Origin of the sequence: Microcoleus sp. S13_B4 (assembly GCF_036700885.1) — a bacterium.
In the GTDB taxonomy this organism is placed as follows: domain Bacteria; phylum Cyanobacteriota; class Cyanobacteriia; order Cyanobacteriales; family Microcoleaceae; genus Microcoleus.
This window is the reverse complement of the sequence record NZ_JAUBPU010000056.1, coordinates 22,457-40,387: the sequence shown is the minus strand read 5'-3', so window position 1 is coordinate 40,387 and position 17,931 is coordinate 22,457. Positions and strand designations below refer to the sequence as shown.

Here is a 17,931-nt window from a genome sequence, read left to right as displayed (position 1 = left end):
ATCATCAAGACTCCGAACCAACCGATGTAAATGCGGTTGTCGGTGCTTGTGACCCACTCACAAAAGCGTTCCCAGACGTTGGCGCTTTCGCGCTGCTGTAAGGTTGTTGTCATGGTTTTATGATTGCTTTATTTGGTTTTCAATGTTCGTGACGGCTTTGTGTTCCGCCATGTAAATAAACATAAAGCTTTTATTTCTGTTTGTAAAGGCCTTCTAAGCACAGTTTTTCTTATAGGTGTCATGAATTATGCTTGTTAAAGGCTATAATACTTGCTATATAAGGATTTGAAAAGCAGAATGCGGAATTGGTGGACGATCGCCCACCAATGAAGAATACTCATAATCTACCTGGGCAAGGAGATTCCGGACTGGCGTCAGTGTTAAGATAGATGAAGGGTTGCGATCGTCAACCGCAAAACTCGCAATGCACAGATATATGTTGTTGCGTAAGTCCGATCGATAAAAGTCCCAAGGAATGTCCCGCAACGTCACCTACAGCCCTGCTTATACTCTGGTTCCCACTTACGAGTGTTATAACCGCTGCACCTATTGCAATTTTCGGGCCGAACCCCTGCAAAGTCCTTGGCTGTCACTACCAGAAGCCGAAAAACAGCTTTTGCTGCTGCAAACTCAAGGTGTAATTGAAATTCTCATCCTCAGTGGCGAGGTACACCCTCACAGTCAACGGCGAAAAGCTTGGTTGCAGCGGATTTACGATTTGTGCGAACTGGCACTAGATCTGGGATTTTTGCCACATACTAATGTGGGGCCGCTCAGCTTTGAGGAGATGGCACAGTTAAAACAGGTGAATGTGTCGATGGGGCTGATGTTAGAACAGCTTGCCCCACATTTGTTACAAACGGTTCACAGACACGCACCGAGTAAAGTGCCGGCGCTGCGGCTGCAACAGTTAGAATGGGCTGGGGAATTGAAGATCCCTTTTACAACTGGTTTGCTGCTGGGAATTGGGGAAAGTGAGGCCGATTGGGTGGAGACATTAGAGGCGATCGCCCGCATTCATTCGCGTTACAATCACATTCAAGAAGTTATCCTCCAGCCACACAGTCCGGGAAATCAGCAAAGTTGGGAGGGTGAAGTTTTTGATGCTACAAAAATGCCCCAAGTAATTGCGATCGCCCGCAGCATTTTACCATCCCCAATCAGGCTACAAATTCCCCCCAATTTAGTTGCACAGCCAGACATATTACTTGCTTGTTTAGAAGCAGGTGCTAGAGATTTAGGAGGAATTGGACCACGGGATGAAGTTAATCCCGATTATCCTCACCTGCAACACCAAACTTTAACAGAAATTTTAGCAGCATCGGGATGGCAACTCGTGCAGCGTTTGCCTGTTTATCCTCAGTACGATAACTGGCTGCCGCAGACATTGCAAACGGCTGTAAAAAACTGGAGAGTTATATCAATTCCGGTAGCATCGGAATTGTAAAATCCCGTCAACAGTCAACAATCACAGATGGTGCAACCGAAGTCTATCTAATTCATCTGCGTTAATCGGTGTTAATCTGCCTGTATCTGGGGTCAAAAAAAGAGAACTTCTTCACCGCAGATGACAAGGGATTGACACTGATTCACGCAGAGGTCTAGAATAGAGATAGGAATAATGCCGATGCTAACAGATTGGCGATTAGTCATGAGACACTATCAGGAGAAGGCAGTGACGTGTTCAGAGTTGCTATCATTCCGGTGCAACGGTAATTGATATAATATATTGAGATTTTAAATCAAAGAACCGCCCCCATCAATCCAGACTTCAGTACCTGTGATGAAGCTGGAGGAATGTGATACAAGAAATAACACTAATTGGGCGACTTCTTCGCTAGAACCCGCCGTATTATCCGTCAAAGGAATCATGTCTTGAATGGAATCAGGGGCGACTGGAATGCGATCGAGATGGCGCTTAACAGTGCTTTCCTCAATGGCAGTCAGCACCCCGCCCGGACAGATCACATTGACTCTGATTTGGCAGGCTGCGAGTTCTAGCGCCAGCATTTTTGCAAAGGCTACTTGGGCAGCTTTTGAACAAGCGTAGGCCGTGGCACCAACTTTCCTGAAACTTCTGGTGCCATTAATCGATGATGTAATTACAATTGAACCTCCTTGTTTTTTCAGATGAGGAACAGCATACTTAACAGCCAAAAATGTTCCTCTGAGGTTGGTGTTAATTGTCCGATCCCACTCATCGGGTTCTATCTCTTCTATCGGCGACCATACACCGTTAATACCCGCATTTGCAAACAAAATATCAATTCTTTGATATTCGTCAAAAATTGTTTGAAACGCTTTTTGCATTTGCTGAGAATCTCCAACATCTGCGGCAATAGCCAGCCCGCAGCCTCCTTCATTGACCAACTGGCGGACGGTTTCTTGCCCCGTTTCCAAAATGTGATCGATAATAGCAACTTTTGCGCCTTCCTTGGCCATTAAAATTGCTGCTGCATGACCAATTCCCGACCCACCGCCGGTAATAACTGCAACTTTTTCTGAAAGTTTCATATTTTTTTAGATAAATATTTTTTTGGGCGATCGCATAGCATAAAAATAATACTATAGAGAGGACTAAAGTCCTCACTACAAACAAGTTTTCATCATCAAAATCCTGAAAGTTAAAAGTGGTTTAAGGTACTAACTATAGCGGTAAGGTGTGCAGTGCACACCCTACTTTAGGCAGAGGAGTACGTCAATTTTAACGCAGTTCTTACTGCTGCGGCACCCATACCGAAACTGAACCGGCGTTACACCTAAAATCACCCCAACCATCGTCATTTGTTGTGATTGGTTCTTGAATGTGTTCGGTGATATCAATATAAGTTCGATTTGGCTGTCCAACTTCCATAAACTTGGTGCCATCGCCTCCGTTGCTGAGTACCACAGCCATCCCGCCCGGATGTTCTTCATTTCCGAGTCGCGTCCAGCCAATGGTATTGGCGTGGTCGAAGTAATCGTACTGATTGCCGTAGGAATAAGTTTGGCGCGCTAACAAGAATTTATCTAAAATAAACTGATGTTTGTCTAACCAAATCTCGTATTCATTGCCATCATTTGCTTTATCCTTATAGTTAGCGCCGTAATAATCCGGGTAAAAAATGCACGGATATCCTTCGCGCCGCAGCAGAATTAAAGCGTAGGCAAGGGGTTTAAACCAAGCCTCGACAACTGATTCTAGGGATTGTAAGGGTTGGGAATCATGGTTGTCAACCAAGGTAACGGCGAGGGCGGGTTGCTGTTGGACGAGGGTGTTATCAAAAATTGTTCGTAAGTCGTAGCTATTGCCGGCTTTGCTAGCAGCGTGGAAGTTGTAGTGGAGGGGCGCGTCAAATAAGGAGACTTTACCGTCCGTTGCTTGGATGAAAGAATGCAAAGCTTCCACTTCATAAGACCAATATTCGCCGACGGCAAATAGGTCGCGTTGGGCATAGTGGCGGACGTGTTCCAACCATTCTTGGAAAAATTCTGCTGATACGTGTTTGACGGCATCGAAGCGAAAGCCGTCAACGTTTGTTGTATCGACATACCACTCACCCCAGTATTTTAATTCCCCGGTGACTTCTGGGTTGTCCATATCTAAATCGCAGCCCATCAGGTAGTCAAAGTTGCCTTTTTCTAAGTCTACTCCTCGATCGAATTCTTTACCTTTGAGCAGGTAAATGGCATGGGTTTCTGTGTTGTAAACGTTATAATCAATGGCGTCAAAATGCCACCAATGCCACTCCATGCTGGAATATTTTTGGTCGCGTCCGGGGAAGGTAAAATGCGTCCAAGCTTTGATTTTTTGATATTCGCCTACTGTGGCATTGCGGTCATCGGGATGAAAGGGTGTGGCTTCGGCTTCTTCTTCTGCATCTGCACCTAATTTGTGGTTGAAGACTACATCGGCATAAATCCGAATTCCTGCATCTTGGGCAGCTTTTATCGCGGCCAAATACTCATCTTTTGTTCCGTATTTCGTGCGTACCGACCCTTTTTGGTCGAACTCGCCTAAATCGAATAAGTCGTAGACGCCATAACCTACATCCATGCCGCCGCCAGTTCCTTTATAGGCGGGTGGCAACCAAAGGGATGTAACGCCTATTTTGGCTAAATCTTTTGCAGATTTCGCTAGCTGATTCCACAGGCTGCCGTCGTCGGGGCTGTACCAGTGGAAATACTGCATCATGACACCATTGAGTTCAGACATATATTTAGTTTTTCCTATTTTGTAATATTGCCAGATAGATTTTTGTTCGTAGCTTGCTAGTTTACGTAGGTCTGCCATCTATCGTTAATAAATATCATAATAGATGGGGCTGCTAAAAAGAATCTATCTGTTGATGTATTGACAACAAAATGTAAATTTGATAGTAATTATTTTAGGTCTACTAAAAAATATTAAGTTAGTGGCGAGTTTGCAGCAACTCGCTCAACTCTGGTGTTCCAAGTACCGTCGATCGCCAATTCAAGCAATCTAAATCCCGGGGGGATTTCGTCAAGGATAATCGGATAACTTTTCGGTAAAAGTTGGATGCAGGTGCTGGGTGTCCCCAAGTAGGTAACTGAGCCCCGCTGTTGTTGAAATTCTTGGTGAATATGGCCACAAAGAACGATTTTGATTTGAGGATATCGATCGACAATTGCTAAAAATTCATCGGCATTGTGCAGCATCATTCCATCCATTATTTCAGAGTCGATCGGCAAAGGATGATGGTGCAAGGCAATGATAACAGGTCGATCGCCCGTTTGTTGCAGTTGAGAGTCGAGCCAATGCAAGCTTTCTGGGGAAAGTCGCCCGCCGTCGCATCCGGCTTCCACACTCGAAAGTAATAGAAATTGCCAGTTTCCTAACATCCATGATTTTTCTAGGGAAAGAGGCGACTGATTTAAGATTTCTGCCATGACTGGGATGTTGTCGTGGTTCCCAGGTATCCAGTAGGCGGGAATTCCTAGGGGGGCGATGAGGGAGACTAGGCGCTGGTAGGATTCAGGTGTTTTGTCTTGGGACAAGTCGCCTGTGAGTAGGAGTAAGTCGGGCGGTGGCTGTATGTGTTGCAGGCGATCGAGAACTGCTTCGAGGGTGCGGGTTGTTGAGAGGCCTTTCCATTCTCGATCGAGCTCTGCAAACAAGTGAGTGTCGGTGATTTGGGCGACGAGTAGGGGAGAAACTGGTGTCATGGCTGGTGTTGCGGGTCGTTGCTATAGTTCTAGAGTACCTTCCCACAAGGGTTTTGGGGATATGGGAAAAAAAGGCGATTCCCTACCCTTGGGGAACCCACGCGCGATCGGGATAGCTGCGCTTTACGAAATTTTTGACAGGTATGTTAAAATTTTCGAGATTTGGTGTACTATAATAAAACGTCAAATTTCAGACGTGACGGCGGCATAGCCAAGTGGTAAGGCAGAGGTCTGCAAAACCTCCACCCCCAGTTCAAATCTGGGTGCCGCCTTAATTTTTAGTATTTTTAATAAGTCTTAAATGCTTGTGTGACAAGGTTTTTGGGTTTATTATAGACTGTAAATTGTATTTAAATGTGCATAATTGATTGCGGAAAGTAATGCAAATTTAATGCAATGCAAAAAGTGCTGACCATTAAGACCAGAGTGGGCAGAATAGTGGGAGCTAGCGGACATTAAGAGACCACCTGTTACGGGTGAATGCCATGCTGATCTTGGCGATCGCGTTTGTAAGTTTTTGCCCGATCGCCCTTCGACTTTTGCGCTTACGATTTGCGCCACGCTTGGGCAATTCGGGCGATGAGTTTTGGACTAGATGCAACGCTGGCCGCTAAGCAGATGGGGCATAGCCTCGCGACTCACACGCAGACTTATCATTTGGCTCTTAACGAGCGAGAGCAGCAAGCAGCTTACGATGTGTTATTAGCTCATTACATACAAACCTGAAAGTTAAGTGTTGTGAGTAACCCAAATCTAGTGTTCTATTTATTCTTGATTAAACAAGCGTACTTCCCTTTGATTGCTAGTCCTAATAATTTTGCCAGTTTCTCTGATTGAGGATGTATCAATTCCCCTATTAAAGAAATAGGGAATTCATTCAACTTTGCTTTCGCCTTTTTGTAGTCAGACAATGGAATTTTCATGTTTTCTGAGGATGGATAATGATTCCAACAACCGCTTGCGTGTTTACACGCAATCATTAAGTCCCCTCTATCTTTCAAGGAAGTACCACTGTCAACTCCTTTGTAAACAATTAAGGATTCTCCAGCATAAATAATATTTTTGTACCCAAAAGCCATCCCTAGTCCTATTGTTGTTTCTCCCAGCGAGTGCAACGATCTGTCTTCTGCGTAAAAAACGTGTTCAAACTCGGCTATCGCAGATTCATCAAGAGATTTTCTCAACGTGTCTAAAACGTGTGAGAATCCGCTACTTAAGACTAGAAGCCAAGGACAAAGTTGCGAGTTTGCAATATTTGCTGCGCCTAAAATAAGTGTTGAAACTGTCCAGCTATTGTCCCAGAAATGTATAGCCTCAGTCTTCTTGGCCGTACTTGCTACCTGAGCAAAAATAGCTATACCTAACAAGGGTATAAGTAGCCATTGAGACTCCTTTAAAGCGTCTAACAATCTTTGATTGTGAATTTTTGATCCACATTGCCTGTATAATTCGACTGCTTCAACGCCAGACATATCGTAATTAGTTATTAGTCGATTTGTTGCTCGAACCACTTCATGGTCGGTTAAAAAATAGGTCAAATCTTTTTGTATCTTAAGCGCCCCCATCTTTATGCTGTCTAAGCGTTTTTGTGAGTCCTGGAAAACCTGACCAAAACTTGAATCTCGTTGTTCTCTACGTTTTGCTTCGCCCATAATTACTCCTTGCGTGAAATATGCAGAATCAAAGTGTCCACAGTTTTAGACACTTTTTGTTTACTGCTATTTTAGTCTGTTTTTACCTGTTAACTCTTTATTCTCACGGTAAAACTTAGCTCTCGAACGTCATAAATTTCAGACAGTCTTAGCTATGCTCATTTTTGCGTTTCCTCTTCCCGGTTAAAACTTCAAAGCTTTGTGGGGCTTTGGCATTGAGTTTTAGGCTTTAACTTCTTTGAAACTCTTAAAAAGTAAAATTTAATAAGTAAAACTTATGCTCTAAAACCCCCCGCAAAAAATTTTAAACCTATAAATTTCCCTTATCTATTTTGCGCCTGGATTCGGCTCCTTCGCCGACGGGCTGAGACTAGGCGATGCTCCAGTAAGTAAATATTGGGGTGAGGTTTCCACCAGTTTTGGTGCAAGAATAGCAAGCCATCCTCGCCAAAGCCTTTCGGGGTGAACTGGTTCCCCAAGACCCCAACGACGAGCCTGCCTCCGTATTATTAGAACGGATTCGCGCCGAAAGGGAAAACAGAGAAAACGTTGCCAAAACTGCTAAAAAGCCTGCGGCCAACAAAAAACCACGCAGCAAGAAAGCGCAACCGCAATTAGAACCAACACCGCAATTAGAACCAATTCAGCTAGAATTGCCACTGTTTGACTAGACCTCTCTAGAAAAGCAAGTCTGGAACAGGCATCCTGCGTGTTCCACAATAATTATTGTAGATGTCTATTGACTACGATCGCAAATCGTCGATCAGTTTTTCTATAGCCCTACTTTTTGTGGTTTCATCCGGTAGAAGATTAAACACTTTCTGTAAAAGTTCTGGAGACGCATTTTTAATCAACCAGTCTTCACCCGGATTATCCCCAAGATTTAAAAAATACTTTAAACGTTCCTCTATAGCTTCCTTATCTGCTTTATCCAGTTGTCCAACTCGCTTAAGCCAATCCCCTTGCGAATCTTTAAAACAGTTAGCATCAACAGTACATATTTGATGCACTAGAGCGAAGGAATTATTAGAAAGACCATTTGTGCTTGTAGAATTAATCGGATATACAGTTGGCAAACCTTTATAGGTTTCTTGTGAAGTCAACGGAATCAGCGTCAAAGTTTGGATGTATTTAGATTCATCTTGAAATTGGTCACTTGTCCAAACGATATAAGGATGCTCTCCCCGAAAAACCCGGCTCGAATTAATCACCTGAGTGCAATAAATTGTTTTGCACTCAATCTCCCCTGGTTCATTTATCTCATAAATATGATGATGACCGAGTTTACAACGAAGAGATACTCTATAGGGATTGATAAAATAAATCCAACCTTGACGCGGTTTTTGTCCAGCCACTCGCTCACCCCAATTCACTCATTAACTTTTCTCTTTCTTTGTACAGATTAAGTCTCACCTGTTCCTCTGGTGCGTGGCTATATTTAACCTCAAGCATGGGAGCAGTGCTATAGACATATTCTAGTAACTGATTCAGTTTATCCTCTCCTGCACCCGCCCATTCTCTCCTGATGTTGTCAAGCATGAGCTTCAGACCTAAAGGTAACTTTAAATCATCCACATTACCAGCTCCCTCACCAAGTCTGATGAATATACTCTCTCCCTGAGATTCTTGAACAATCTCTTTGCCATTCATTTGATTTAAAACAGCCTCTATGCCTTCATTCCAAGGCCCATAGTAATAATAACGCCAATCTAAATCAGTAAGCTGCTTGTCTGTCCATTTGACCGCATAAAGATCAGCTAAATACAAAAACTTGATTAACTGCGTTTTTGTAATATAGCCTTTTGTTGCGTAGACAAAGTATTTGATCAGGTTTTCTAGCATGGCTTTCCTTCTTTTGATTTCAAAAAGCTCCCTAATTAATCTTATAATTTGTTCGCTAAGTTTAACTTTAGTATATTATATCATCCAAAGGAAAGCTTGGCTCTTAAACCACTAAAAAAAATCACAATTTAATTGCTAATTACTAATCGCCCTCAAGCAATTAGCAATTAGCAATCTTACCCAAATCCTCACATTTTGCTGATAATTCTTTGCAGGATTTCCACCCCTGATACCGCTTGCCAGCCAAACAGCCCCAAGAGCACAACATTTAGAAAGATGTGAGTGTTTCTAGCCCAATCATTGCCTTTTTGCATCAAAGGAGTCAGCGAGGCTGCGATCGCAATTATGGCCATCATTCCCAACCCTGCTAGCAAGTGAGGCCCGACAAATAGCTTGCCATTGTTGATGTAGGTGACGGCCATCCCGATGATTGCCACCGTTACCATCAAGGCTAACAGCAAAGAACCCATCTGGTGGTGCTTGACGTTGAATTTGCCCTTAATTAACTCTTTTTTGAGTTCGCCTTCGGCACTTCTGGTACGTCGGATTTGAATGCCGAGATACAAAGCATACAATGAGATGGCCAGCAGTACCCACATTAAAATTGGGTGGATGAATTGGCTCCAAACTTTCACTGACTGAGGAATTTCGAGATTCATAGTGTTCTGAGGATTAGCAAACATACTTCATAAAACTTAGCATACCAGTCAGTCCGTCTCGTGCGACGGTACAAATATACGGTATGAGAGACTATTATGCCTGCCACTAAACAAGACGCTGTATTGATTCAAGCCGCCAAGACTGGCAACATTATTCACGTCCAAGCTTTACTCGCTAAGAATGTTAACGCTAACGCCAAAGACTCTGAGGGGACGACGGCTTTGATGTTTGCTGCCCAAAAGGGCTATACAGAAATCGTGCGTACTTTACTAAATAATGACGCTCATGTCAACCAGGTGAGCAGGCGTTTTGGCTTGACGGCTTTGATGCTGGCGGCGGCTCACAAGCAGGCTGACTCTGTGCGGCTGTTGCTGGCTGCAGGTGCTGATGTTAATGCTAAAAATGATGATGGAAGTACGGCTTTGATGGCGGCTTCTCTGAAGGGCGATATCAATGTTGTGCGGATGTTACTTGAGGCTAATGCTGATGTAAATGTGCGAGATAAAGATGGAGATTCGGCTTTGAAAATAGGTGCTTTATCGGGTCATCTAGCTGTTGTCAAAGCTTTAGTGGATGCGGGTGCTGTTGCTGACAATTCTATGCTGTTTTTAGCTGTCCGCCAAGGAAGCGCTGAAATTGTCAAAATTTTGCTCACTTGTGGGACGGATGCTAATGTTAAAAATCTAGAAAGCAAAACTGCTTTGATGCTGGCTGCGACGGCCGGAAATTTGGCTGTTGTCGAGGCGCTATTGGCTGCTGGCGCTGATGTCGAAATTCGCGACAAAGAGGGCGAAACTGCTTTAACTTTGGCTGCGGATGCCGGCAATACTGATGTGGTGCAAACTTTGCTTAGTGCGGGTGCTAATGCGAAGGTGAAAAATGGAGATGGGGGCACGGCTTTGATGGCCGCTGCTGCTGGCGGAAGTGCGGCGATCGCCCATATCTTACTCGATGCTGGCGCGGATATCAACGCTAAGGATAAAGATGATGAAACTGCTTTGAATTTTGCGGTGGTTGAAGGCTGCGAAGATGTAGTGGAATTGCTCTTAAACCGAGGTGCTAGTGTTGGTTCGAGAAATCGGTTGGGCGATACGCCTTTACTGGTGGCGGCTGTTCACGGCCATAGTGCGATCGTATCGGCTTTACTGCAAAAAGTAAACTCAAATCGGGATGAGTTTCTGAATGCGAAAAACTTTGGGGAAACGGCTTTGACGCTGGCGGCGTTTCACGGACATACCGAGACGGTGAAGGCTTTGCTTGACGGCGGTGCTGATGTGAATATCCCGGCGGATTTGGGGAAAACGGCTTTAATGAAAGCGTGCGATCGCGGTTATATTGCGATCGTCCAATTATTAGTCGAAAAAGGTGCGGATGTCAACTTGCTGGATGATTCGGGCGCAACCGCTTTAATGTGGGCTGCACATCGGGGTTATGCTGATGCAGTCAAAATTTTAATCGCTGCTGGTGCAGAAATAAACCACAAAAATCCGGGCAATTATACAGCTTTAATGCTGGCCGAGTTTAAAGGTTATTCGAGTGTGGTGAAATTGCTCAAAAGTGCGGGAGCATTGGAGTAAGAATGAAATAGTTTTGAGTAACGTAATTCTGTCATTCTGAGCCTAGGCTTTGGGAAGTGAAGAATCTCAGATATCGGGACTTACGCATTGTAACGGCGTGGCAATAATGGGAGATTCTTCGTTGCACTCAGAATGACATAATTAGGTTATTAGCGCATCAAGGACTATCAATTAACCTCAATTTGCTTTACGTACCCAGCCGTTAATAGTAAAGCGGCTATCAGCAAAAGCTTTTGAGGGACAGCTAACTCGCAAAACTTCGTGCATATAGCGGCTTAGAAAAAATACGATGCTGTTATTGCGAGGCTCAACGGTTCTGAATGTATCGGCTGCAACATAGAAATTGTTCTCGATTTTGCTGTCATAAATCTGCAACTCGCCACCTGAAAAAGCCTTGGGTTCTCGATAGAAATAGTAAACGTAAGTAAAAAATCGGCTGGCGGTATCTGGCGAGCCACTGTCGTTGTGAAGTTTATAAAAGTTGTTGTCATTGTGCATGGTTAGCTGAGCTTCTATCTCACCCAGCGGAAATGACAGAATATTTAAACTTTTCAGCACGTCAGGGAGAATTGCTTTGATGCGATTAACCATCAGTTCCGAAAATTCAGGGAACGAGTGGAGTACCATCGAACGGCGGTAATCTTCGGCATTTGTTGAGGTGCTGGTACTCACAAATTCTGATTCTTTTGCTAAGACATATTTAATGAGTTTGTTTTTTTCTGCGGGTGTCAAAAAGTTGTCAATTTGGGCGTAGCGAGATATTAAGTCGTCATTTACAGGCGGCGCAGGGGCGGGAATTTCTGTGTCGGGAATTTCTACGGGAGTTGCAGGCTGCGGCGGTTGCAGTTCCTGCAAGTAAATTGGGGGTTCTGTCACTAATCCGACTAGGTGTTCGCCGGGAAAAGAAAGGGCGGAACGGCCGTCGTCTATGGGGATTTGAAATAAGGTCGAAAAACCGAGTGTTTGTTGAGTGCGATCGACTAATGTTTTGATCAGGCTGTGCAATAAGGGTGTATCAGATTTGAGGATGACGGTACACTGATGTCCCCCGGTGAGCAGGATTTTGACTTTTACGTCTTGGGGTTTAATTTGCGGTTGAGTGTAATTCATAATTTGTGAAGGACGCAACTGGGAATTTGGTACGACATAACAGTGTTGATTGGTGTCATAGCCTTCCAGATCCCCCCTAACCCCCCTTAAAAAAGGGAGGAACAAGAGTGTCTAAATTCCCATTAAGAAGGGGGGGACAGGAGTTTTCTCAAAGTCCCCCTTCTTAAGGGGGATTTAGGGGGATCGAGATTTAGAGTAAAACCAGAGATACAAAGAATTTCCGACTTAAGTTAAGACCAATAAACACTATTGTATCCCTACAATATGGTACACAACTGAAAATTGCTTTAGGTCTTATTCCTAATGCAAAAAGTGCCGAATATCAGTGAAAACCATTGTGATTCCGAGTTGGTTGGCGGCTTCAATGGAATCTCGATCGCGCATACTTCCGCCGGGTTGGACGAGCGCAATTATTCCAGCCTCAGCCGCAGTTTTGACGGAATCATCGAAGGGGAAGAAACCGTCGCTGGCCAAAATAGCTCCTTTGCTCTTCTCTCCTGCTTGTTCCAATGCTAGTTTAACCGACCCGACGCGATTCATTTGTCCGGCGCCGACACCGATTGTAGTGCGATCGCGCGTCACAACGATCGCATTTGATTTGACGTGTTTCGCTACTTTCCAAGCAAACAGCAATTCTTCCAACTCTTCAGCAGTCGGCTGTTTCTCAGTAACAATCCGCCATTTGCTAGTTTCTTCTACTATATTATCTGAGTCTTGCACCAGCAAACCCCCTGCAATTACTTTAACAGTTTGTGGCGGCCCTTGAGTCAAATCGGGCAAAATTAATACTCGCACTTTCGCCTTTTTCTTGATAATTTCTTCTGCTTCTGGTTCGCACCCCGGCGCGACGATACATTCTAAAAATGTTTGAGTTAAGGCCGTGGCGGTAGCAGCATCAATCGGGCGATTGAGGGCGACTATTCCGCCGAAAGCTGAGACTGAATCGGTATCGAAGGCTTTTTGATACGCTTCGGAAATAGTTGTTCCCAAGGCTGTACCGCAAGGATTTGTATGCTTTAGAATAGCGGCAGCGGGTGTGTCGGGGAATTCTACGATCAGGCGCCTTGCTGCTTCTAAATCTACTAAATTATTGTAGCTTAACTCTTTCCCTTGCAGGATGGTGCTAGTCGTCCAACCTGTCGGTGTACTTCCGCTTTGATACCAGGTGGCGGCTTGATGGGGATTTTCGCCGTAGCGGAGAGTTTGCAACTCTTTTCCTGATAAATTAAACTGGTCTGGTAGCGAAGATTCTTCAGCGGATTGGCTGCTGCTGAGATAAGTTGCGATCGCGCGATCGTAGTTTGCTGTATGTTTGAAGGTTTCTAGCGCACATCTTTGCCGAAACTCTAAGGATGCTTCGCCGCCATTTTCCCGCAGTTCTTTTAAATAAGTATTGTACTGTTCTGGATCGCACAAAACTGTCAAATGAGCGTGGTTTTTGGCGGAAGCTCTCAACATTGCTGGCCCGCCGATATCTATCTGCTCAATTGCGTCGCCTAAAGTAACTCCAGGTTTAGAAATAGTCTCTTCAAATGGATACAGATTCACTACAACTAGATCGATCGCCCGAATTTGATTGGCTGTTAGATCGGCGAGGTCTTCAGGTACATCGCGGCGTGCTAAAATGCCACCGTGGATTCGTGGGTGAAGTGTTTTGACTCGCCCTCCCAAAATTTCGGGAGAACCAGTATATTCCGCAACTTTGGTGACGGGGATTCCAGCTTCTTTGAGGGCGCTTGCTGTCCCACCGCTACTAATTATGTCAAATTCAAATTCTTCTACTAGACTGCGCGCTAAGTCGATTAGTCCGGTTTTATTGGATGTGCTCAGAAGTGCTAGACGTGCCATTGGTTTGAAGTTGCGATCGCAAAAATAGATAGGTTATATTCTATATCACATCTGCCTGCAGGGAGATGATTTGGTAATGGCTAATTATGATTATTTTTAATGACTTAAGGATGAGTTCGCTCATTTAAAGTATATTATTTGTCAAATTTATATAATATTTTATACTGACCAGTGGCTTCTAAATATGTAGAACTTGCGCGTGGAAATGGTTATTTTGTGAGTGCGAGGGGGATTGAAGCCATATCCAGCTTGCACAGTTCATGTCGCTACGTAAGTGTCTATGTTGTTGAAATTACTTAATAAAACTTAATAGATAATTAGAGGGCGATCGCTGTTGAATTTTAACGATGTTTTATGATGAATTTTAAAAGTAATGTGCTAGCATCGGGTGTAAATTGCTCTCTCCCTAAAAATCCCGGAAAATTGGGCGATCGCAACACCTTAATCTAAACAATAATTTGGTAGGGTTGACATATGTTTTTTCAAGAAGCCGATCCAGAAAATAAGCTCAGTAATATTAACAGGAATCATAAAAAAACTCCTCACAATATGACCCATAGAACAGAGTACCAACAGATTCCCAAAAAAAGAGCCGAGAATTCGACCGAGGCCAACATTTCCGAAGCTTATAGTCTTAGTCTGTGCGAAATGCAGCAGATGGAGCGAGTAATGGAACAGCTAAAGCAGGATTTGAAAGCTAGCGAATCTCGGTTTCGGAATGTGATAGAAAAAAATGCCGACGGCATCGCAATCGTTAACAAGCGAGGACTTGTCTGTTTTGCCAACCAGTCAGCAGAAGCGCTGTTTAACTGCACCACAGAGGAACTTCTAGGTCAAGCATTTTTTGGCAATTTAGTAGTAGAAGTTTCAGCTTGCGACCTTGAGATGGCGACGGATATTATTCCCCAAGTTGGAAAAACCGAAGCACCAGGAACTCGCGTCGTGCAAACAGAAGTTGAAGCTATTCGCAAGCAAAAAGCAAATGCTGTAGTAGAAATGCGGGTAGTGGAAACGGAATGGGATGGAGAAATGGCTTATTTAGCTACGCTGCGGGACATTACCGATCGCAAGCGCGCAGAAGAAATGCTTTGGTTGTACGATCGAGCTATAGCAGCTACTAGCACTGGAGTTACGATTTCTGACGCCACTGACCCCGAACATCCAATTATTTATTGCAATCCCGCATTTGAAAGCATGACAGGTTATGGGCGACAAGAAATTATCGGGAAAAACGGTCGATTTTTGCACGGAAGCGATACCGATCCGGCGGCAGTAGAAATAATTCGCCAAGCCTTGCAAACAGAAAGCGAATGCAAAGTAATATTAAAGAATTACCGCAAAGACGGAACCGCTTTCTGGAATTGTTTCTCAATATCTCCTGTGCGCGATCGACTGGGCAAATTAACTCATTTTATTGGCGTACAGAGAGACATCACTGAGCGCAAACAAGCCGAAGAAGCCTTGCATACTTCCGAAGCACAAAGCAGAGAACAAGCCGCTCAACTAGCAGCCACACTTAACCAACTCAAAGCCACTAATTCCCAATTAGTTCAAAGCGAAAAAATGTCTAGTTTGGGATTGCTACTTGCCGGCGTGGCTCACGAAATTAACAACCCAGTCAGCTTCATTTATGGCAATCTCACTCATCTCACAAATTATACTCAAGACTTGTTTGACCACCTCGAACTTTACCAAAAGCATTATCCTGATCCAGTGGCGGAAATTCAACAGGAAAGAGAAGAAAATGAACTCGATTTTTTAGCTGAAGATTTACCTAAAATACTGTCTTCCATGAGCGTTGGTGTCGAGCGGATTTGCCAGATTGTGCAGTCGCTGCGGAACTTTTCGCGGCACGACGATTCACAGATGAAACCCATTAACCTCCACGAAGGTATTGACAGCACGCTGTTAATTCTCAATCACCGTTTGAAAGGAAACGGAGAAAAGCCGCCTATTCAAATTGTAAAACAATACGGAGAATTACCGCCTGTTGAGTGTTTTGCGGGGCCAATTAATCAAGTTTTTATGAATATTCTCAGCAATGCGATCGATGCTTTAGAAGATGCTAACAGTAGGCAAAATGGTCAACAAATGCCAGAAAATCCCAGCCAGATTAGGATTGCTACGGAAGTGGTGGGCAATTTGGTAGAAATTAAAATAGGCGACAACGGGCCGGGAATAACTGAGGAAGTCAAACAGCAGATATTCGATACATTTTTTACTACCAAACCCATTGGTAAAGGCACGGGAATGGGTTTGTCAATTAGCTACCAAATTATTGTAGAAAGACACAACGGCGAACTATATTGTACTTCCGAATTGGGCAAGGGCACAGAATTTACTATCAAAATTCCGATCGCACATTAGCACGCCGTCCCATTGCCGGCCTTATCAACTTGCTCTATAAGCAAGCGAGCCGGAAGCTCGCATTCCTAAAAAACGATGTTTCTCGTTTTTTCTCGTTCCCCGACTCTGGCTGATAACGCATACTTCGAGGCTCGGCATCCCCATTGTAGAGACAATTCTAGGGGGATTTTCGATTCACCTTACCCGCATAAATAGCGAATTAAAAAACCTCTGCACCCTCCAACTTCTTAAAAGTTTCAACCTTAGCCCTCGCCGCTTCCCCGCAAGTCTTCGGCGTCGGAAACATCTTCCCAGGATTCGCCAAACCTTTCGGATTAAACACTTGACGCACCCACTGCATCGTCTCCAAATCTACCTCCGAAAACATATCCGGCATAAAACACTTCTTGTCAGCGCCGATGCCGTGTTCCCCCGAAAGACTTCCCCCAACTTTCACGCAAAGCCTGAGAATTTCTCCGCCCAATTCTTCCACCTTTTCCAGCGCACCTTTTACCGAGTTATCGTACAGAATCAGCGGGTGTAAATTCCCGTCTCCCGCGTGAAAAACATTAGCAATCCGATAACCGTATTTCTCACTCAAACCCTCAATTTCTTTCAAAACATAAGCCATTTGCGTTCGCGGAATTACGCCGTCTTGCACATAATAATCAGGGCTGAGATGACCCGCAGCCGCAAAAGCAGCTTTCCGCCCTTTCCAAATTTTTAGGCGCGTTTCCGGGTCGGTTGCCGTGGTGATATTTCGCGCTCCGTTATGCTTGCAAATATCAGCAATTCGCTGTTTGTTTGTGGCAACTTCCACTTCTAAACCGTCGATTTCTACGAGGAGAATTGCGGCCGCATCGCGGGGATAACATCCAGTTGCCACCACATCTTCCACAGCATTGATGCTGATGTTGTCCATAATTTCCATGCCGCCGGGAATAATACCAGCGCTGATAATATCGGAAACTGATTCGCCCGCTGCTTCTATACTGGAAAAATCCGCTAGGAGAACGCAAATCGATTCCGGCGCTTTGAGAATTCGCAGAGTAACTTCTGTAGCGATTCCTAAAGTGCCTTCGGAACCGACAAATACACCAGTTAAATCGTAACCGGGCATTTCGGGAATTTCGCCACCGACATCGACAATAGAACCGTCGGGAAGTACCAATTTTAATCCTAAAACGTGATTCGTTGTGACTCCGTATTTGAGGCAGTGAACGCCGCCAGAATTTTCGGCAACGTTGCCGCCAATCGAACAAACAATTTGGCTGGAAGGATCGGGCGCGTAGTAGAAACCGGCGCCGCTAACTGCTTGCGTTACCCAGTTATTAATTACTCCCGGTTGCACGACTACTTGCTGATTTTCTAAGTCTACTTTCAGGATTTTTCGCATCAGGGCAGTGACAATCAGCACGCAGTTTTCTACAGGCAAAGCGCCGCCGGAAAGGCCGGTGCCTGCGCCTCTAGCCACCCAGGGAATTGAGTTGCGATCGCATATTTTGACCACTTGCGCCACTTCCTCGGTAGTTCGAGGCAATACCACCAGGGCGGGGCGCTGGCGGTAGCTGGCGAGTCCGTCGCACTCGTAGACAATCAATTCTTCGCGGCGCTGCACGACCCCTTTTTTGCCGACTACAGCCTCGAATTCTTTAATAACGGGTTTCCAGTTGCGTTCTGTTTCTACGGCTATCATTAGTGATTTTTATTAGGGAACTCTCAATAATATT

Annotated in this window: 15 protein-coding genes, 1 tRNA gene and 1 pseudogene; 6 read left to right on the top strand and 11 right to left on the bottom strand. The window is 44.5% G+C overall.

The genetic code is table 11. From position 1 onward, the window contains the following. Nucleotides 1-113 (bottom strand): annotated as a pseudogene (locus tag QT994_RS22230) (photosystem II q(b) protein); the annotation flags it as partial. Nucleotides 114-475: 362 nt separating this feature from the next. Between QT994_RS22230 and cofG the strand changes: the two are divergent. After that, a complete protein-coding gene (gene cofG, locus QT994_RS22225) occupies nt 476-1,447 on the top strand; it encodes a 7,8-didemethyl-8-hydroxy-5-deazariboflavin synthase subunit CofG (RefSeq protein ID WP_333178233.1) in 972 nt (323 codons plus the stop codon). Nucleotides 1,448-1,737: 290 nt separating this feature from the next. Here cofG and QT994_RS22220 read toward each other — a convergent pair whose 3' ends face one another. The 3 genes from QT994_RS22220 to cpdA form a co-directional block, all read right to left on the bottom strand. Further along, nucleotides 1,738-2,514, bottom strand: a complete 777-nt coding sequence (locus QT994_RS22220) for an SDR family NAD(P)-dependent oxidoreductase (protein WP_333049622.1) — start codon at nt 2,512-2,514, stop codon at nt 1,738-1,740. Nucleotides 2,515-2,716: 202 nt separating this feature from the next. Next, complete coding sequence (locus QT994_RS22215) at nt 2,717-4,195, bottom strand: alpha-amylase (RefSeq protein ID WP_333178235.1); 1,479 nt, start codon at nt 4,193-4,195, stop codon at nt 2,717-2,719. Nucleotides 4,196-4,386: 191 nt separating this feature from the next. Next, nucleotides 4,387-5,166 carry a 3',5'-cyclic-AMP phosphodiesterase gene (gene cpdA / locus QT994_RS22210; RefSeq protein WP_333178230.1) on the bottom strand — a complete coding sequence of 260 codons (780 nt, stop codon included), beginning with the start codon at nt 5,164-5,166 and terminating at the stop codon, nt 4,387-4,389. Between cpdA and QT994_RS22205 the strand changes: the two genes are divergently transcribed. The 3 genes from QT994_RS22205 (at nt 5,165) to QT994_RS22195 (ending at nt 5,892) form a co-directional block, all read left to right on the top strand. Beyond that, entirely contained in the window at nt 5,165-5,377 is a 213-nt protein-coding gene (locus QT994_RS22205; RefSeq protein WP_333178228.1) for a hypothetical protein, read from the top strand. The genes cpdA and QT994_RS22205 overlap by 2 nt on opposite strands. Then, a tRNA-Cys gene (locus QT994_RS22200) sits at nt 5,368-5,438 on the top strand. Before QT994_RS22205 ends, QT994_RS22200 begins: the two co-directional genes overlap by 10 nt. Before the next feature lie 307 nt (nt 5,439-5,745). Further along, nucleotides 5,746-5,892 carry a hypothetical protein gene (locus QT994_RS22195; protein ID WP_333178226.1) on the top strand — a complete coding sequence of 49 codons (147 nt, stop codon included), beginning with the start codon at nt 5,746-5,748 and terminating at the stop codon, nt 5,890-5,892. 35 nt (nt 5,893-5,927) lie between these two features. Here QT994_RS22195 and QT994_RS22190 read toward each other — a convergent pair whose 3' ends face one another. The 4 genes from QT994_RS22190 to QT994_RS22175 form a co-directional block, all read right to left on the bottom strand. Then, complete coding sequence (locus QT994_RS22190) at nt 5,928-6,818, bottom strand: hypothetical protein (protein WP_333178223.1); 891 nt, start codon at nt 6,816-6,818, stop codon at nt 5,928-5,930. Nucleotides 6,819-7,561: 743 nt separating this feature from the next. Continuing rightward, nucleotides 7,562-8,191, bottom strand: coding sequence for a type II toxin-antitoxin system PemK/MazF family toxin (locus tag QT994_RS22185; RefSeq protein ID WP_333178220.1), 630 nt, complete (start codon nt 8,189-8,191; stop codon nt 7,562-7,564). Beyond that, nucleotides 8,178-8,660: a type II toxin-antitoxin system antitoxin SocA domain-containing protein gene (locus QT994_RS22180; RefSeq protein WP_333178217.1), complete on the bottom strand. Its 483-nt coding sequence runs from the start codon at nt 8,658-8,660 to the stop codon at nt 8,178-8,180. Before QT994_RS22180 ends, QT994_RS22185 begins: the two co-directional genes overlap by 14 nt. Nucleotides 8,661-8,848: 188 nt before the next feature. Continuing rightward, the gene (locus QT994_RS22175) at nt 8,849-9,319 is read right to left on the bottom strand and encodes a DUF4079 domain-containing protein (RefSeq protein WP_333178214.1); all 471 of its coding nucleotides are present in this window, start codon (nt 9,317-9,319) and stop codon (nt 8,849-8,851) included. Nucleotides 9,320-9,415: 96 nt separating this feature from the next. Here QT994_RS22175 and QT994_RS22170 point away from each other — a divergent pair, with 96 nt between their 5' ends. After that, entirely contained in the window at nt 9,416-10,897 is a 1,482-nt protein-coding gene (locus tag QT994_RS22170) for an ankyrin repeat domain-containing protein (protein WP_333178211.1), read from the top strand. Nucleotides 10,898-11,074: 177 nt separating this feature from the next. Here the strand turns inward: QT994_RS22170 and QT994_RS22165 are convergent, their stop codons facing one another. After that, the gene (locus QT994_RS22165) at nt 11,075-12,007 is read right to left on the bottom strand and encodes a 2OG-Fe(II) oxygenase (RefSeq protein ID WP_333178208.1); all 933 of its coding nucleotides are present in this window, start codon (nt 12,005-12,007) and stop codon (nt 11,075-11,077) included. 300 nt (nt 12,008-12,307) lie between these two features. Beyond that, complete coding sequence (gene purH / locus QT994_RS22160; RefSeq protein ID WP_333178205.1) at nt 12,308-13,855, bottom strand: bifunctional phosphoribosylaminoimidazolecarboxamide formyltransferase/IMP cyclohydrolase; 1,548 nt, start codon at nt 13,853-13,855, stop codon at nt 12,308-12,310. A 549-nt stretch (nt 13,856-14,404) separates the two neighbouring features. On the opposite strand from purH, the gene QT994_RS22155 reads away from it, so the two are divergent. After that, on the top strand, nt 14,405-16,222 hold the full coding sequence (locus QT994_RS22155) for a PAS domain S-box protein (protein WP_333178202.1): 1,818 nt from the start codon (nt 14,405-14,407) through the stop codon (nt 16,220-16,222). Nucleotides 16,223-16,421: 199 nt separating this feature from the next. Here the strand turns inward: QT994_RS22155 and glcD are convergent, their stop codons facing one another. Beyond that, nucleotides 16,422-17,897, bottom strand: coding sequence for a glycolate oxidase subunit GlcD (gene glcD / locus QT994_RS22150; protein WP_333178200.1), 1,476 nt, complete (start codon nt 17,895-17,897; stop codon nt 16,422-16,424). Nucleotides 17,898-17,931 lie beyond the last annotated feature (34 nt).

Excerpts from the sequence above, each read along its gene's own strand:
- QT994_RS22155 (WP_333178202.1), top strand. The coding sequence starts at position 14,405 with ATGACCCATAGAACAGAGTACCAACAGATTCCCAAAAAAAGAGCCGAG.
- QT994_RS22175 (WP_333178214.1), bottom strand. The coding sequence starts at position 9,319 with ATGAATCTCGAAATTCCTCAGTCAGTGAAAGTTTGGAGCCAATTCATC.
- purH (WP_333178205.1), bottom strand. The coding sequence starts at position 13,855 with ATGGCACGTCTAGCACTTCTGAGCACATCCAATAAAACCGGACTAATC.
- glcD (WP_333178200.1), bottom strand. The coding sequence starts at position 17,897 with ATGATAGCCGTAGAAACAGAACGCAACTGGAAACCCGTTATTAAAGAA.
- QT994_RS22205 (WP_333178228.1), top strand. The coding sequence starts at position 5,165 with ATGGCTGGTGTTGCGGGTCGTTGCTATAGTTCTAGAGTACCTTCCCAC.
- cofG (WP_333178233.1), top strand. The coding sequence starts at position 476 with ATGTCCCGCAACGTCACCTACAGCCCTGCTTATACTCTGGTTCCCACT.
- QT994_RS22220 (WP_333049622.1), bottom strand. The coding sequence starts at position 2,514 with ATGAAACTTTCAGAAAAAGTTGCAGTTATTACCGGCGGTGGGTCGGGA.
- QT994_RS22195 (WP_333178226.1), top strand. The coding sequence starts at position 5,746 with ATGAGTTTTGGACTAGATGCAACGCTGGCCGCTAAGCAGATGGGGCAT.
- QT994_RS22190 (WP_333178223.1), bottom strand. The coding sequence starts at position 6,818 with ATGGGCGAAGCAAAACGTAGAGAACAACGAGATTCAAGTTTTGGTCAG.
- QT994_RS22165 (WP_333178208.1), bottom strand. The coding sequence starts at position 12,007 with ATGAATTACACTCAACCGCAAATTAAACCCCAAGACGTAAAAGTCAAA.
- cpdA (WP_333178230.1), bottom strand. The coding sequence starts at position 5,166 with ATGACACCAGTTTCTCCCCTACTCGTCGCCCAAATCACCGACACTCAC.
- QT994_RS22180 (WP_333178217.1), bottom strand. The coding sequence starts at position 8,660 with ATGCTAGAAAACCTGATCAAATACTTTGTCTACGCAACAAAAGGCTAT.
- QT994_RS22215 (WP_333178235.1), bottom strand. The coding sequence starts at position 4,195 with ATGTCTGAACTCAATGGTGTCATGATGCAGTATTTCCACTGGTACAGC.
- QT994_RS22170 (WP_333178211.1), top strand. The coding sequence starts at position 9,416 with ATGCCTGCCACTAAACAAGACGCTGTATTGATTCAAGCCGCCAAGACT.